14 protein-coding genes and 1 pseudogene are annotated in these 16,502 nt (G+C 42.5%); 5 read left to right on the forward strand and 10 right to left on the reverse strand.

What is annotated here, in order from left to right; translation table 11 throughout:
• The first annotated feature begins 26 nt into the window (after nt 1-26).
• Nucleotides 27-1,118: a redox-regulated ATPase YchF gene (gene ychF / locus DYC50_RS08065; protein WP_115249739.1), complete on the forward strand. Its 1,092-nt coding sequence runs from the start codon at nt 27-29 to the stop codon at nt 1,116-1,118.
• A 92-nt stretch (nt 1,119-1,210) separates the two neighbouring features.
• On the opposite strand, the gene DYC50_RS08070 is transcribed toward ychF, so the two are convergent.
• From DYC50_RS08070 to nrdR, 4 genes are all read right to left on the reverse strand, one after another.
• Complete coding sequence (locus tag DYC50_RS08070) at nt 1,211-3,151, reverse strand: ABC transporter ATP-binding protein (protein WP_115249740.1); 1,941 nt, start codon at nt 3,149-3,151, stop codon at nt 1,211-1,213.
• 51 nt (nt 3,152-3,202) lie between these two features.
• Complete coding sequence (degS, locus tag DYC50_RS08075; RefSeq protein ID WP_115249741.1) at nt 3,203-4,222, reverse strand: outer membrane-stress sensor serine endopeptidase DegS; 1,020 nt, start codon at nt 4,220-4,222, stop codon at nt 3,203-3,205.
• A 67-nt stretch (nt 4,223-4,289) separates the two neighbouring features.
• A complete protein-coding gene (ribD, locus tag DYC50_RS08080) occupies nt 4,290-5,420 on the reverse strand; it encodes a bifunctional diaminohydroxyphosphoribosylaminopyrimidine deaminase/5-amino-6-(5-phosphoribosylamino)uracil reductase RibD (protein ID WP_115249742.1) in 1,131 nt (376 codons plus the stop codon).
• Nucleotide 5,421: 1 nt separating this feature from the next.
• A complete protein-coding gene (gene nrdR / locus DYC50_RS08085) occupies nt 5,422-5,871 on the reverse strand; it encodes a transcriptional regulator NrdR (RefSeq protein ID WP_115249743.1) in 450 nt (149 codons plus the stop codon).
• Between the two features lie 233 nt (nt 5,872-6,104).
• Between nrdR and tehB the strand changes: the two genes are divergently transcribed.
• On the forward strand, nt 6,105-6,968 hold the full coding sequence (tehB, locus tag DYC50_RS08090) for an SAM-dependent methyltransferase TehB (RefSeq protein ID WP_115249744.1): 864 nt from the start codon (nt 6,105-6,107) through the stop codon (nt 6,966-6,968).
• 88 nt (nt 6,969-7,056) lie between these two features.
• On the opposite strand, the pseudogene modC reads toward tehB, so the two are convergent.
• From modC to modA, 3 genes and pseudogenes are all read right to left on the reverse strand, one after another.
• Nucleotides 7,057-7,734, reverse strand: a pseudogene (gene modC, locus DYC50_RS08095) (molybdenum ABC transporter ATP-binding protein); the annotation flags it as partial.
• Nucleotides 7,721-8,443, reverse strand: a complete 723-nt coding sequence (modB, locus tag DYC50_RS08100) for a molybdate ABC transporter permease subunit (RefSeq protein ID WP_115249746.1) — start codon at nt 8,441-8,443, stop codon at nt 7,721-7,723. The gene modB and the pseudogene modC, both read right to left, overlap by 14 nt.
• 14 nt (nt 8,444-8,457) lie before the next feature.
• The gene (gene modA / locus DYC50_RS08105; RefSeq protein ID WP_115249747.1) at nt 8,458-9,222 is read right to left on the reverse strand and encodes a molybdate ABC transporter substrate-binding protein; all 765 of its coding nucleotides are present in this window, start codon (nt 9,220-9,222) and stop codon (nt 8,458-8,460) included.
• A 139-nt stretch (nt 9,223-9,361) separates the two neighbouring features.
• Between modA and DYC50_RS08110 the strand changes: the two genes are divergently transcribed.
• Complete coding sequence (locus DYC50_RS08110; protein WP_115249748.1) at nt 9,362-10,135, forward strand: TOBE domain-containing protein; 774 nt, start codon at nt 9,362-9,364, stop codon at nt 10,133-10,135.
• Nucleotides 10,136-10,236: 101 nt separating this feature from the next.
• Here the strand turns inward: DYC50_RS08110 and DYC50_RS08115 are convergent, their stop codons facing one another.
• Nucleotides 10,237-13,254: a chondroitinase family polysaccharide lyase gene (locus DYC50_RS08115; RefSeq protein ID WP_115249749.1), complete on the reverse strand. Its 3,018-nt coding sequence runs from the start codon at nt 13,252-13,254 to the stop codon at nt 10,237-10,239.
• Nucleotides 13,255-13,453: 199 nt separating this feature from the next.
• On the opposite strand from DYC50_RS08115, the gene DYC50_RS08120 reads away from it, so the two are divergent.
• Together DYC50_RS08120 and DYC50_RS08125 are read left to right on the forward strand one after the other, a co-directional pair.
• Nucleotides 13,454-14,257, forward strand: coding sequence for a sulfite exporter TauE/SafE family protein (locus DYC50_RS08120; RefSeq protein ID WP_115249750.1), 804 nt, complete (start codon nt 13,454-13,456; stop codon nt 14,255-14,257).
• An 18-nt stretch (nt 14,258-14,275) separates the two neighbouring features.
• Nucleotides 14,276-14,824 carry a Crp/Fnr family transcriptional regulator gene (locus DYC50_RS08125; RefSeq protein ID WP_245934875.1) on the forward strand — a complete coding sequence of 183 codons (549 nt, stop codon included), beginning with the start codon at nt 14,276-14,278 and terminating at the stop codon, nt 14,822-14,824.
• Nucleotides 14,825-14,877: 53 nt separating this feature from the next.
• On the opposite strand, the gene znuB is transcribed toward DYC50_RS08125, so the two are convergent.
• Entirely contained in the window at nt 14,878-15,663 is a 786-nt protein-coding gene (znuB, locus tag DYC50_RS08130; protein ID WP_115249752.1) for a zinc ABC transporter permease subunit ZnuB, read from the reverse strand.
• Nucleotides 15,664-15,672: 9 nt separating this feature from the next.
• Nucleotides 15,673-16,470, reverse strand: a complete 798-nt coding sequence (znuC, locus tag DYC50_RS08135) for a zinc ABC transporter ATP-binding protein ZnuC (protein WP_115249753.1) — start codon at nt 16,468-16,470, stop codon at nt 15,673-15,675.
• Between the last annotated feature and the right edge of the window lie 32 nt (nt 16,471-16,502).

Consider the following 16,502-nt stretch of genomic DNA (forward strand, 5'->3'; position numbering starts at 1 on the left):
AAACATAACACAATTAAGGAAACATTATGGGATTCAAATGTGGTATCGTGGGCTTACCAAACGTGGGTAAATCCACCCTTTTTAACGCATTAACAAAAGCAGGTATTGAAGCGGCAAACTATCCGTTCTGTACCATCGAACCAAACACCGGCGTTGTGCCAATGCCAGATCCACGTTTAGACGCATTAGCGGAAATCGTTAAACCTGAACGTGTATTGCCTACCACAATGGAATTTGTGGATATTGCAGGCCTTGTAGCTGGTGCAAGCAAAGGGGAAGGCTTGGGCAACAAATTCCTTGCGAATATTCGTGAAACAGACGCTATCGGTCACGTTGTGCGTTGTTTTGAAAATGACGACATCGTTCACGTTGCAGGGAAAATCGATCCTGCTGAAGACATCGATACCATCAACACCGAGCTTGCACTGGCTGATTTAGACAGCTGTGAGCGTGCCATTCAACGCTTACAAAAACGCGCTAAAGGTGGCGATAAAGAAGCGAAATTTGAATTAAGCGTAATGGAAAAAATTCTGCCTGTATTAGAAAATGCAGGAATGATTCGCTCGGTAGATTTAGACAAAGACGAATTACACGCCATTAAAAGCTATAACTTTTTAACCTTAAAACCGACAATGTATATCGCTAACGTAAACGAAGACGGTTTTGAAAATAACCCTTATTTGGATCGCGTGCGTGAAATTGCGGAAAAAGAAGGCGCAGTGGTTGTGCCTGTGTGTGCTGCCATTGAATCGGAAATCGCTGAACTTGACGATGAAGAAAAAGTAGAATTCTTGCAAGATCTTGGCATTGAAGAACCGGGTTTAAACCGCGTAATCCGCGCAGGTTATGCCTTATTAAACTTGCAAACCTACTTCACTGCTGGGGTAAAAGAAGTGCGCGCGTGGACAGTTTCCGTAGGCGCAACCGCACCAAAAGCTGCTGCCGTCATTCACACGGATTTTGAAAAAGGCTTTATCCGTGCTGAAGTGATTTCTTATGATGATTTCATTCAATACAAAGGCGAAAACGGTGCAAAAGAAGCGGGCAAATGGCGTTTAGAAGGAAAAGATTATATCGTACAAGATGGCGATGTAATGCACTTCCGTTTTAATGTGTAATTTTCTGCTAAACAACACTTTTTAATCGAAAAAATAATCAAAAATCTCACCGCACTTTTTAAAGTGCGGTGTTTTTTAATCGGATTTTGATATTACTGTCCAGCGCGTTTTTCTTCCAATTCTTCCCAACGGGCAAAAGCTTGTTCTAACGCTTGTTCCGCATCGGCAAGCTGTTGTAGTTTGTCTGCCGTATATTGGTGATCTTGCTGAAAGAAATTCGGATCAGACACTTCCGCTTGAAGTGCGGTGATTTTTTCTTCCAAATCTTCCAGTTTTTGTGGTAGTTGCTCTAGCTCTCGTTGCTCATTATAAGAAAGTTTCACCGGGCGATTTTTCACCGGTTTGTGAGAAACCTTGTTCATTTCCACCGCACTTTCCGCTTCTTTTTCTTTCGCTTTTTTCTCTTTGGCTTGCTCCGCTTCTTTCAAAGCAAACACATTGGCTTGTTGCTGTTTCGCATCGTGGAAACCGCCCACATATTTATTGATCACGCCATTGCCTTCAAAGATGTAACATTCAGTCGCCGTGTTATCAATAAATTGACGATCGTGGCTCACAATCAGCAACGTGCCTTGATAATCTGCCAGCAATTCTTCCAATAATTCTAGGGTTTCCACATCAAGATCATTGGTCGGCTCGTCCAAAATCAGCAAATTATTGGGTTTGAGCAATAATTTTGCCAATAATAAGCGGTTACGCTCACCGCCAGAAAGGGCTTTGACTGGCACCATTGCGCGCTTAGGTGGAAATAAGAAATCTTGCAAATAGCCTAAAACGTGGCGTTTCACGCCATTGACTTCAATATCCTGCTTGCCGTCCGCTACGTTATCCATCACTGTTTTTTCAGGATCGAGATCTGCTCGATACTGATCAAAATAAGCAATCTCTAATTTTGTACCGCATTTAATGCGTCCTGATGTAGGCTGAATTTCGCCTAAAAGCAATTTAATCAAGGTGGTTTTGCCGATACCATTCGCCCCAACTAAGGCAATTTTATCACCTCTTAAAATGGTGGTTGAAAAATGCGAAATCAGTTTTTTCCCTGCAATTTCATAGCTTACATCTTCCACTTCAAAGACGATTTTGCCTGAACGGGTGGAATTATCCACTTGCAACTTGGCGCTACCCTGCACATCTCTACGCTGACGGCGTTCTTCACGCAAGGCTTTCAATGCTCGCACTCGCCCTTCATTACGGGTTCTCCGCGCCTTAATCCCTTGACGAATCCACACTTCTTCTTGCGCTAATTTTTTATCGAACAGCTCGTTTTGTAGGGCTTCTACACGCAGATTTTCTTCTTTTTCAATGAGATATTTCGCATAATCACTGGGGTAAGACACCAATTTGCCCCGATCGAGATCAACGATACGGGTGGCCATTTTGCTGATAAAAGCACGGTCGTGAGAAATAAAGATGATCGAACCTGCAAAACCCAGTAAGAAATTTTCTAGCCATTCAATGGCATCAACATCAAGGTGGTTAGTGGGTTCATCAAGCAACAACACGTCGGGATCGCACACCAAAGCACGCGCCAATGCTGCCTTACGCAGCCAGCCGCCTGATAAATCCGCCAACCGCATATTTGGCTCAAGCCCTAATTTCATTAGGGTTTCTCGGATTTTATTTTCAAACCGCCAACCATCAGCGTGTTCAAGTTGAGCTTGAATTTCCGCCAAGCGATTTAGCGTGCTTTCGCTATATTCTTGCTCGAGCAAATCCGAAGTGCGGTGATATTCTTTCAATAAATCGGCCAAATGGGCAATGCCTTCCGCCACATAGTCAAACACATTGCCTTGTGCATTGCGTGGGGGATCTTGTTCAAGGCGCGAGATCACCAGATCACGCTCAAATTGCAGGCGGCCATCGTCCATCACCATTTCGCCTGCCAAAATTTTCATTAATGTAGATTTGCCTACCCCATTACGCCCCACCAAGCAAACGCGCTCGCCGGCTTCAATGTATAAATCCGTGTGATCTAACAAGGGGTGATCACTAAAAGAAAGATAACCGTTAGTTAAACTAATTAACGCCACATTATGTCCTTAATCTGTCTTTAATACTGATAATGCTATGTTCAAAATTGGCTAATTCGCCATATATTCTTCAATGGTTACAGGTAAAGTCATCACTTTACCAAGACGTGAAATAACCATATTCACCGTAGTGTTTGGTCTGGTGTTGCTAATCACATTCATCATTTGCGCTGGCGATTCTGCTTTAATATCGCCAAATTGCAACATAATATCACCCGCTTGCAAGCCAGCTTTAGCCGCAGGGCTGTTTTCTCTCACGCTGGTGATTTCAATGCCTTTGCTGCTCGTTTGCCCATCGCTAAACAATACGTCCGTTTGAATACCTAGGAAACCACGGATCACACGTCCATCACGGATAATTTTTTTCATTACGTCATTAGCAAGATCAATGGGAATAGCGAAATTCAGCCCTTCGGCAATTTCATTGGCATTTTTACCAATACTCAGGGTGCTAATTCCCACTAATTCACCAAGGGAATTTATCAGCGCACCGCCTGAATTACCGCGATTAATGGACGCATCAGTTTGGATAAAATTTTGTCGCCCAATGTAATCACCCACAGCATTACGCCCTAAGGCACTGATAATGCCTTGTGAAACACTTTGTCCCAAGTTATAAGGGTTACCAATGGCCAGCACCACATCACCAACGTGTAATTTACGCTTGGTGTTAGGAATGGTCGGCAGGTTATCCGCACGGATTTTCAGCACGGCTAAATCGGTGAGATTATCTGAGCCGATTAAACTCGCTTCAAAAATTCGTCCATTTTGCATTGCCACCACAATTTGATCGGCATTTTGAATAACGTGTTTATTAGTGAGAATATACCCCTCTTTCGCCATTATCACGCCCGAGCCAAGATTAGTGATCTGCGGTTGTCCACTCACTGAAGTGAAAGATTGGCTATACACATTCACCACCGCAGGCGAAGCAAGCCGAACCGCATCTTTAAAAGAAAAGATTTCTTTTTGAAACAAAGGCTGACCTTGCTTCAGGGAAGGGCTAATCAACAAAATTGCCCCTGCGGCAAGTAAACCAATGATGATCGATTGGATAATCTTTCTTAACATTCTGATTCTCTTTGTATTTTTTGTTTTTTCTAGTTGTTGCTTTACTTTTATTAAATTTGAACTTGGGTTAGTTTTTCGGCTGATAAATGAGCTTTAAATCCTCCCCCACAGGCGTTGCAGATTGCAGCTGCCATAAAGGGGCATCAGCCAATTTATGTAAATGAGGCAAATGGCACAACCCTTTGCCTGCATCACCCAATAATTTCGGCGCAATATACACGATTAATTCATCAACCAATTTTGCTTCGATCAACGCCCCAGCTAATTGTGCGCCCGCTTCAATCCATACGCTGTTAATCTGACGTTCTGACAGTTCGGTTAAAAGTGCGGTGAAAAAATCCGCACTTTTTTCAATCTGTATTGCTTGGCAAAAATCAGGGAAGCCTTGCATATCTCTTGCACCAGAACTCACCAACCAAACAGGCGTAGGTTGTTGAAATAATTGATATTCTGGCGTTACACGGTGTTGGCTATCTAAAATAATCCGCACAGGCTGTCGCAGTTCGCGATCAGGATACTGTTGCTGAACGCTCAGAGGAAGTTGCTCCCAACGTACATTTAACATTGGATTATCCATTAACACCGTTTGGCTGGTGGAAAGAATTGCGCTAGCGGCCGCACGGTATTGTTGCACATCTTGGCGCGCCTGCTCCCCCGTAATCCATTTACTTTCACCACTTGCCATTGCGGTGCGTCCATCAATGCTCATTGCCATTTTCAGTTGCACAAATGGGCGATTGCTACGCATTCTTTTTAGAAAACCTTGGTTGAGCAATTCTGCTTTTTCTGCCAATAATCCCACCGCAGTTTGCACGCCAGCTTGTTCGAGCATTTTCAATCCACGCCCTGCTACTTGCGGGTTGGGATCGGTCATTGCGGTAATCACTTTCGCCACGCCTGCTTCAATTAACCCCTTGGCACAAGGTGGCGTGCGGCCAAAATGGGAACAAGGCTCAAGGGTAACGTAAGCCGTTGCACCACGGGCATTTTCCCCTGCTTCACGCAATGCCATAACTTCTGCGTGGGGCTGCCCAGCTTTTAGATGAAAACCTTTGCCGATCACCTTGCCGTCTTTTACCAAAACGCAGCCTACGGAAGGATTTGGCGTGGTGGTAAAACGCCCTTGGCTAGCAAGATCCAACGCCATTTGCATAAACTGCTGATCTTGCTGGGTAAATTGTTGTGCATTTTGTTGCATATTAATCCTTCAGGCTCTCAATTTCTTTGGTAAATTGGTTGATGTCGTCAAAACTTAAATAAACGGAAGCAAAACGGATATAGGCCACCTTGTCTAATTTTTTTAGCTCATTCATCGCCAGCTGACCGACAAAATGGCTTGGCACTTCACGTTCCCCCGTCGCGCGCAGTTGATGAATAATGCGGTTAATGGATTTTTCCACATCATCAGAACTCACTGGGCGTTTTTCTAAAGCGTGCTGAATACCACGGCGCAGTTTTTCTTCATCAAAGGGTTCACGGGATTGATCACTTTTAACAATTTTTGGGATCACTAATTCGGTAATTTCAAAGGTGGTAAAACGCTCGTGGCAATGACCACATTCACGGCGGCGGCGAACCTGAAAGCCATCGGACACCAAACGGCTATCGATCACTTTGGTTTCTTCTGTTGAACAAAAAGGACAACGCATAAATCCTCCTAATCCCCTTTTAAATGGTATTTTCCATTTTAAGCGCTAAAACAGCGTAAAAATTATTCTTATAAAGGCTTGGATTGTAGCAAAATTTCCCTTTTTTTACGATCTTTATAGGGCAAAAAATGATCTTACGCAGGTATTTTGCGACTTTTTGCCTCGCCTTATTGCCTTAAGCGGATTAATTTCCTACTATATCACTCAACTATTTTCATATTTGGAGAAATACAATGAAAAATGAATTAATTTGCTACAAAAAAATGCCCGTATGGAACAAAGACAGCCTGCCAAAAATGTTCCAAGAAAAACATAACACCAAAGTTGGCACTTGGGGCAAAATCACCGTGTTACAAGGTAAATTGAAGTTTTACGTTTTAACGGAAGACGGCGACGTGGTGAGCGAACATATTTTCACCGCACAAGATGACACGCCTTTTGTTGAACCCCAACTTTGGCACCGCGTGGAAGCGGCGTCTGATGATCTGGAATGTTATTTAGAATTTTATTGCAAAAAAGAAGATTACTTCAGCAAAAAATACAATATGACGCCAACCCATTCTGAGGTGAAAAGTGCGGTGGAAATTATTCCTCCTTGTAAAGTGCTGGATCTTGGCTGTGGACAAGGACGCAACTCGCTCTTTTTAAGCCTACTCGGCTACGATGTTACCGCTTGGGATCACAACGAAAACAGTCTTGCTTTCCTCACCAGCACGGCAGAAAAAGAAAATCTGAATATTCAGACCGCACTTTACAACATCAATGACGCCAATATTCAGGAAAATTACGATTTTATTCTTTCCACCGTGGTGTTTATGTTCCTTGACCGCAACGCCATTCCTGCCATTATTGAGAATATGCAAAATCACACAAACGCAGGCGGTTATAACTTGATTGTGGCGGCAATGAGTACCGATGATGTGCCTTGCCCAATGCCGTTTTCTTTCACTTTTAAAGAGGGCGAGCTGAAAAATTATTATCAAGATTGGGAATTGATTAAATACCAAGAAGAAATGGGCGAATTGCACAAAACCGATGAAAACGGTAATCGCATCAAAATGAAATTTGTAACAATGCTAGCGAAGAAAAAATTATAGGAAAGAAAAATAGCAAAGAAAATAAGTGCGGTGGAAAATGTTGAAATTTTTTACCGCACTTTTGTTTTTCGCTTTACTTTTCTCTTTCTCGCCAAAGAGCAAACAATGGGCTGTCTTGCATATTTTGCCACTGATCATAGGCGATCACTTTGCCTTGATCCAACAACACCACTTGTTGCGCTAAGCGTGCTAATTCTTCAAGGCTGTGAGTAACATATAAAATGGGAATAGCAATTTCTTGCGCGAGTTTATCCAAATAATCCAATAATTCTAATTTGCGCGGCAGATCAAGGGCGGAAAGCGGTTCGTCCATCAGCAAAATTTCAGGCTGGCTGAGCAACGCTCGTCCAATGGCAACACGCTGTTTTTCACCGCCTGATAAGGTGATTGGATAGCGTTTAAGCAAATGTTCAATCCCCAAAAGCTGCACAATGCGCATAAATTCTGTGCTATCTTTCTGCTTCATTCCATAACACAAATTGCCTTTCACCGAATAATGGGGGAACAATCTGCCCTCTTGAAAAACATAGCCCACATTACGATGATTAGGTGGAAGATTAATCTGCTTTGCCGTATCAACTAACGCTCGCCCGTTCAAGCGAATATAGCCCTGATCAGGTTGTAGCAAACCGCTGACTAAATTAATCAGCGTGGTTTTGCCTGAACCAGACAAGCCGAATAATGCCGTTACGCCTTGCGTGGGCAGCTGCAAATCCACCGCAAACGCCATTTTGCCTAATTGTTTGCGTACATTAATTTCTAACATTGGATTGTCCTAAACGTTTTTGTGTGTATTTTGCTAACCATTCAGAAATGAGTAAGGAAATCAAGGCGATAGCAATGGCTATGAGACATAAACGCGCTGCGGCACTTTCTGCCCCTGGGGTTTCAATAAAGGAAAACATAGCAAGAGGAATGGTTTGCGTAACTTTTGGGATATTGGAAACAAAAGTAATGGTCGCGCCAAACTCCCCTAGAGAACGCGCAAAACCGAGAATAACGCCAGCCAACACACCGGGGAGCGCAAGAGGCAAGGTGATGGTAAAAAAGGTTTTCAAGGCAGATGATCCCAAGGTGCGCGCTGCTTGTTCGAGCTTGAAATCCACATTTTCGATCGCCAAGCGGATCGATCTCACCACTAATGGGAAAGACACAATGGCAGAGGCCAACACCGCACCATACCAACTAAAACCAAAGCTAAAATCAAACCATTGCAATAAATAGCGCCCGATAATGCCATTTCGCCCCATTGCAATTAACAATAAATACCCCACCACCACAGGCGGCAGAACTAACGGCAAATGAATAATGCCATTAAGCAAAGATTTCCCCAAAAAGGTTTTACGTGCCAACAACCAAGCCACTAAAATGGCACAGGGAAAGCCCGCTAGCACAGAAACCAATGCCACTTTCACACTTAACCCGATGGCATTTAATTCTGCCGAGCTGAAATGAAAAAAAGTTTGCCAATCCATTTACCAATCATCCTTTATTGCACAATAAAACCTGCGTGGGTAAAAATCTGTTTCGCCTCTTGTGATTGTAGATAATTAAGAAAAGTAACACTTTCTTGATTAGCATTCCCTGCCACAATCGCCGCATGATACTCAATCACCGCGTGAGAGTTTTCTGGAAACACCGCCACCACTTTCACTTTTTGGCTTGCTGCGGCATCTGTGGCATAAACAATGCCCAAAGGTGCTTCGCCCTGCTCAACCAATGCTAATGCCGCACGCACATTACTTGCCCGAGCCAATTTATCTTCAACGGCTTGCCATTGATGTAAATAAGTTAACGCCTGTTGGGCATATTTCCCTGCTGGAACGTGTGCGGGATCGCCCACAGCAAGATAGCTATTGGCTAATACACTTTGCCATTGTGGATTTTGCACGTCCAATTGAGTAAGTTTGCTTGTTTTAGGCGCAATCATCACTAAACGATTTTGTGCAATATTTACACGGGTTGTAGGCTCAAGCGCCTTATGCTCAGCTAAAAAATCCATCCATTTTTGATTTGCCGAAATAAAAATATCCGCTGGCGCACCTTGGTCTATCTGGCGTGCTAATACAGAAGAAGAGGCAAAAGAAAAATCAATCTCTTCTTTAGGGTGAAGCTTGAGATAGCTGGCTTTCACTTGCTCTAACACGTTGGTCATTGAGGCGGCAGCAAAAACAGTTAATTTCGCCTGTGCAGAAAATGACATCAATGCGCAAACCGCTAGCGCAGAAACCAGTCGATTTTTTATTCTTAACATAGATTTTTTCCTTTTGGCTTACCATTATAAAATAAATTATATAACGATTAATAAAATAAAAGCTACATTAAAAACCGAACTTTGCGTAAAATGACAAAAAATTCCACCGCACTTTAAAGATAATAACGCAGGAAACCCAATGTTAGATAGCGAAGTGTTACTCACCATAAAACTACAGAAACAACTTTTTGTTGATCCGAAACGGATTCGTCTGTTGCGTGAAATTGCCAAATCAGGTTCAATCAGCCAAGCGGCGAAAAATGCCAAAGTGAGCTATAAAAGTGCGTGGGATCACCTTGAAGCGATGAATAGCCTTAGCCCAATGCCTTTGTTAGAACGCAATACTGGCGGAAAAAATGGCGGCGGCACAACACTCACAACCTATGCAAAACGCCTGCTAAAACTTTATGATCTCTTGGAACAAACGCAACAAAAAGCCTTTTCCATCTTGCAAGACGAACAGGTTTCCCTTGATAGCCTGCTTTCCGCCACCGCGCGTTTTTCCTTACAAAGTAGCGCCAGAAATCAATTTTTTGGCACGGTGAAAAGCCTCACTCAGACAGGCAATCATTGTGCGGTGGAAATTCAAATTCCCCATTTAGATCAATCCATTACCGCCTTTATCACACCACAAAGTGCGGTACGTTTACAGCTTGTTTTGGGCAAAGAAGTGATGCTGATGATCAAAGCCCCGTGGGTAAAATTATTCATCGAAAAACCGCAAAAAACGTGCAATATTTTCCCCGCACTTTTATCCCACGTCAACCAACAAACCAACGCCCAAGAAGCCACGCTCACCTTAGGCGAAAACCTACAATGCACCGCCAGCATTGACGATAACCCAAATTTCCAACAAGGCGATAAGCTGTTTTGCTATATTGATCCTGAACAGATTGTGTTGGTGACGATTTGATTAAAAATTATCGTCAAAATTAATAAAAAAATCACACAAAAATACCGCACTTTAAATGTTCTATCTAAAAGTGCGGTATTTTTTTCGTGGATTTTTAGCCGTTATTTCACGGCAATCAATCTCACTTTACAAGGGGTTGCGTCTGTGGTTTGGGTAGAAATTAAGGTGCTTTCCCCTTTCACTTCGGCTTTGGCGCATTGGCTGGCTTGGGCGAGTTGCCATTTGCCTTTTGCCGTTACGCTGGAATGTTGTGGCTGGGAAGGGGTTTTACGCCAAGTGCGGGAATAAATACTCACTTCCACTTGTTTGCCGTCTTTCACTTGATCTTCTTCCGTGCCTTGATAGAAAGCAAAATCAGGGTTCACAATAGATAGATCAAGATAATCCTTGCCAGCTTCGTTGCCTTGTTGAGCCATTGCCATTAGCGGTTGACTCGCCCCAAGCAATATGCCGCCCACATCTTTTTGCTCCGCTTCAAAATAGGCATAGCCTTCTTGACCATTACGCTTATCACGCACTGCGTGCAATTTGCTGCTGTGGGATAATTTTTGGTAATCCGCTACTTCATCAGCGTTTGGTGCAATGAGTACAGCATATTCATATTGCCCATTTTCTGGTGCTTTGCCGTGATCTAACACGGCACTAGCGAATTTGCCTTGGGTTGGCTTATCGTTGCGATCATCAACAGATTCTTGTTCTTGATAACGCACCGTCAATTTTTGCCCAGCGCTCACATAATAGCGGTTGCCCGCAGGATCTGCCAAAGTAACAGGGCCGGATAATTCTTCCACTGTCCCTAAGGTTGCCAATGGTTTTCCATTGATAAACATTGGTTTAAGATCCGCGACATTATGATGGAACAAGGTGGTTTCCGTTGCGTGCTGTTTGTCATCATTACGAATATCCGATCCTAGGGCGATAATTTGATTATCGAAAAGGAAGTAGGATTTTTTCGCGAACAAAGATTCTTGCTGATATTTGCTATGGCCGCGCAATTTCATTGCATACATACTATTATTATGCAGATCCGTTCCACCTGCGTAGGTTTCGGTGGAAAGCAACATTTCTTCCAATCCTGCGGCTGGGAGCTGTGATAATTTGGCTCTTAACTCAGGGTATGGCAGATGAATGGTTGTGGTGCCTGGGAAACGATTCCAATCCCAACCGTCATAGCGATAGCCACGATCATTGAAATGCTCAGGAATGATTTCTAACGCACCGTAGGACATATAACGTCCGTACAGATTGTTTTTTTCGTAGGATTCATTGCCGACTAAATAACGGCTAAAGCCGCGTACAATGGCAAGCCAAGAAAGTTTTGGATCGGCTTGATGACGGCGTTGCACCACCATTGAAGCATAATTCATCGTCCACGCCCCAGTGGGTTCTGCCGCTGCAGGTACGCCTTCAAATTCCTCTTTATGTTCTAAGGCAGCATAAATAGAAGCAAAAGTGCGGTTAATTTTTTCGCCCGTTTTTTCATCTCCGATCAAAGCAAACCATTTAAATGGTGAAGAGGCGATAGAGAATTTCCCTGTTGGGTGACGCCCACTTATGACAATTGGGATATTGCCATTTTTAGTGTAAACCCACATTTTATACAGCACATCATCAAGACGTTTTTTCGCCTCTTGAGTGAGTGCATAAGGTGTTCCACTAATTGCATAAACAACAGGAGAGAGCCCTGTAAACGCATCTTTTCCATAGGCTGTATAATGCTGTGAATGGTGGAACATTGAACCATCAGGCTTAAACCCACCGGCAACCCCTTGAGATTGTAAAACAGTCGTACTCAACCAATGTGAAAACTGTTTTAAAAGCCCAGCACGTTGATTTTCATTAGGTAATAATAAAATACTCTTCAACATCCATTGCAGTTGCGTATTAAGAATATCTACATTCGCTTCTACAATACTGCTATCTGGTTCAAAAATACGTCCAGCCCCACTAAACCACGCCATTGCACCCTGTGCTTGTTCCAGCAATCCTTGCTGAGATAACAAATCTCTCATTAAGAACCAGGCATCAAAAATTTCTCGATTTTGATACCCCATATGGCTCACAATTTGAATACTACTGCCACGCACAAAACCTTGATCAAATAAATAACGGGTGGCGAGCAAAAATTGTGCTTCCAGTTGTTGGCGTTGTTCGTCTGCCAGTTTGCCTGTACGCAAAGCTTTCGCACTTTCTAACATCACTTTGCCTAGCTCACGCATTGACACAGAACTCAGTAGAAACGCTTGATCTTGTTTGCTAAACACCTGTGCGTTCTTCATAAATTTTTGTCGCGCAGGGAAATCCAGCATCGCGCCTTGGATTACGCCATTTTTTTCACTAATATTAAACGCCTGATATTTCTGCAAAATTTGTGAAAAATCCACCGCACTTGGTTTATCTGCAAACACATTTAGCACTTGTTCAAAGCGTTGATAAATGCTTTCGCTTTGCGGATCAGAATGAAAGCTCGTATTAAAATCAAAATGTGGGTAATTTTTGCTTAGCATTCGATCATACATCAGCAAGCCATTCCAGTTTTTATTCACCGCCGTGCTTGCCGCTGGGTTCACAAAATCCGCTTGATAATCTGGAATTGGGTAACGATTATCCACTGGTACGTTGAATAAAAGCTGATCTAAATAAAGCGATCCCGCTTCATCTGGTGCTTGGATCACCAATTTATCGAGGCTTGTTACCTTTTCGCCTTGCATATCACGAAACGGCACGGCAATACCACGCCAGCCGACAAAATCCAAATTAATTTTAAAGGATTTTTTCACCTGACCATTTTGTTCAAAGGCAAATTGCAAAGGCTGCTTTAAGGCTTTATCGTTATAAAGCCATAGCATAAAGGTTTGCGGTAAAATATCGTCATTTTGCGAAAAATCTAAATTTTGCGCAAAAACCAACCGCCCTTTTGGCTCGAATTGCCAATGCAACGCCTGATTACCATCCTTGTAATGCAACGTACTCGGCGCAACTTGCCCATTGGTTACCGTTAAATAAGCTGGTGGCTGTGCATTTTCAAAAAAATCCCACGCATAATTCGCCGCATTAACACTGCCTGCAATAACGCAGGCAGTTAATAGGCTCAGCTTTGGAAATAAGCTCGCTTTCATAGGTTCTCCCTTATCATTATTTCTTTTATTCTTAATATAATAGAAAAATGTGCTGATACTTAAAAGCGCTAACAGAGAAAAACAAGATCAAGACCACAAAAATATTGAAACAATGTTTTGATGTTTGTTTTTATGATACCGATCATAAGGATTCTTGGCTTGATTATTCATAATAAAGAAAAAATCATAAGGATCGCCTATGACATTTTCTTTGATCATTATTCTTATTTTATGCGGTATTTTGACTAACCTGATGTCAGCCATTTTTGGTATTGGTGGCGGGGTGTTGATGGTGCCGATTTTGCACACGCTTTTTCCCCATATGCCAATCCAAATGATTTCCGCCACATCATTGACTATTGTGATGGGATCAGCGTTGATCAATTTGTTTTACTTTCATAGGCTTAAAATTCAGATCGATAAGAAAAAATTGCTGCTTTGGTCGTTAAGTATGATCCTTGGTGTGCAGCTTGGCTTTCATCTCAGTTTTGAAGTTTCCGACAATGTGATTATTGGTGTCTTTGTGATTACGCTAACTGTGCTAGCATTGAAAACGTTTTTACATCAGCGCAATGAGAAAAAGCAACAAACACAGAAAAATGATAGTCTGCGTGGTAGCCTTTTCTGCTTTTTTGGTGGGGGAATTGCTGGAATTACGGGGATCGGCGGCGGTTCGATTATGTCGCCATTAATTAGCCAGTTGCCAAGTGTCAACATTAAAAGTGTGGCGGTTTACACTAACTATATGATGGTAATTGGGGGCATTGGCAACCTGTATGGCTATTTAGCCAAAACGTCCGAAGTGGTAATTCCCCATTCCTTGCAAGTTGGCTATGTGAGCTTCTCCATTGTGTTGATTGTGGTGCTAAGTTCTTTTTTTATGAGTTTTGCCAGTATGAAAATTCGTGGCATTATCAAAGAAGACACGGCGCGCAAATTGCTCGGTATGATCTTACTGTTTATTGCTTGCTATATGCTAATATTGCGTGTGATACAAGGATAAATCTCATAGGATATGAAAATGCTTGAACAGATGAATTTAAAAAATTGTCAATATAATCACTTAGTTGCCCTTGAGAAAGGCACACAAATCTATCATCAAGGGGATACCGCACAGTCTTTTTATTTTGTCAAAAATGGGTTAATTGGTTTGTATCATACCCTTGAAAATGGCAAAGAAAGCTTGGTCAGAATTTATAAAGCGGAGGATTATTTTGGTTTTCGCACGCTTTTTGGCGATAAAAAATATCACTGCACTGCCAAAGTGCTGATGGAAGCTGAAATAATCAAGATCACTCCACAAGATGTTGATTTATTCTTTTTAGATAACCCTGAAACCATTCGGTTATTATTCCAAATTTTATCTAATGAATTACGAGATGCGGAAGATCGCCTTGCCAAAAGCGCTTATTTAAAAAGCCTTGATCGGGTGATTGATAGCATTTATTTCTTAAAAGAAAACTTCCCAGAATACCGCTGGACACACCGTGAAATTGGTGAATACGCTGGCTGCGAAACAGAAACCGCTATTCGTATTAGTCGGGATTTGCGTAAGAAAGGATTGTTATAAGGCATAAAAAACGGCGTTCCATAATAGGAACGCCATTTTACAAAATATTAGCTTTAATTAGCTTGTTTCTTAAATAAGGATAGTAAGAATAAGAAAGTTGCGCTAATCACCACAGAAGGGCCGGCGGCGGTGTTGTAGAAAGCGGAGAGCATTAAGCCGAAAGAGACAGCGAGAATACTGATAAGCACACCGATAGCCACCATTGCTTCTGGAGTGCGAGCAAAACGCCGTGCTGTGGCGGCGGGGATAATCAGCAAGGACGTGATGATTAGCGCGCCGACAAACTTCATACTTAAGGCAATGGTTAAGGCGGTTAAAATCATTAATACAAAACGCATTTTGCGAATGTTAATGCCTTCTACTTGTGCAAGCTCTGGGCTAACCGTGGTGGAAAGTAGCGGTTTCCAGTAATACCACAAACAGCCTACCACCACGAGAACGCCAATGGCGATAAGGTAAAGATCCTCATAGCTAATCGCAAGTAAGTCTCCAAATAAATAATTCATTAAATCCACCCGCACATTTTGCAATAGCCCCACGGTGACTACGCCTAAAGAAAGGCAGCTGTGGGCAATAATGCCGAGCAAGGTGTCCACGGAAAATTGCGTGTTGCTTTCTAGCCAGACCATTCCTAAGGCGAGCAAGAGCGTGAGAATTAAAATGGTTAGATAAGGATCCACTTGTAAAAATATTCCGATTGCCACGCCCAGCAAGGCGGAATGGGAAAGTGTATCGCCAAAATACGCCATTCTTCGCCACACCACGAATGCACCTAGAGGTGCGGTGATAAACGAGAGCAAAATACCCGAAAGCCAAGCGGGAAGTAAAATCTCAAACATTTCTGTTCCTTAATGATGCTTTTTGTGTTCGCATTGTTGCGATTGAAAATTTTTGCCGCAGCACACATCGCCGTGCATATTGTGTTTGTGATTGTGGTGATGAGTATAAAGAGCAATATTTTGCGAAAACTGGTTGCCAAAATAATGCATAAATGTCGGATCGTGCGACACAATTTCAGGCGTGCCAGCACAGCAAATATGTTGATTAATACACAGCACTTCGTTGGTGTCCGCCATCACAATATGCAGATCGTGCGATACCATCAAAATCGCACAATTTAGTTGTTTTCGTGTTTGATGAATTAGCTGATAAAGCTCTGCCTGCCCAGTAATATCCACCCCTTGTGTGGGTTCATCTAACACGAGCAAATTCGGTTTATTCAAAATGGCTCTAGCTAGCAGCACCCGTTGCATTTCACCGCCCGATAGCTTTTGCATTGCATTTTGCTTTAAATGGGAAATAGAAAGGAGATCTAACGCCGCTTCAATCTCCAATTTGCTCACGCCTTTTTTTAAAGCAAGAAATTTTTCTACCGTTAAAGGCAAGCTATGATCAAGGTGAATTTTTTGTGGCACATAGCCAATACGCACATTATTGTGATAAATCACTTCGCCTGAACTTGGCTTAATCAATTTGAGCAAGACTTTGAGCAACGTGGATTTGCCACCACCATTCGGGCCAACGATGGTGAGAACGGAATCAGAATAAAGAGATAAGTTAATGTTTTGTAAGACATTTCGTTGTTCAAATTGCACATTAATATTTTTTAACTCAATTAATGGCTGTTTAATAGCGTGAATTTGCATTTTATCTCTATACATTACGAAAAATTGGCTTA

Source organism: Avibacterium avium, from assembly GCF_900454535.1.
In the GTDB taxonomy this organism is placed as follows: Bacteria; Pseudomonadota; Gammaproteobacteria; order Enterobacterales; family Pasteurellaceae; genus Avibacterium; species Avibacterium avium.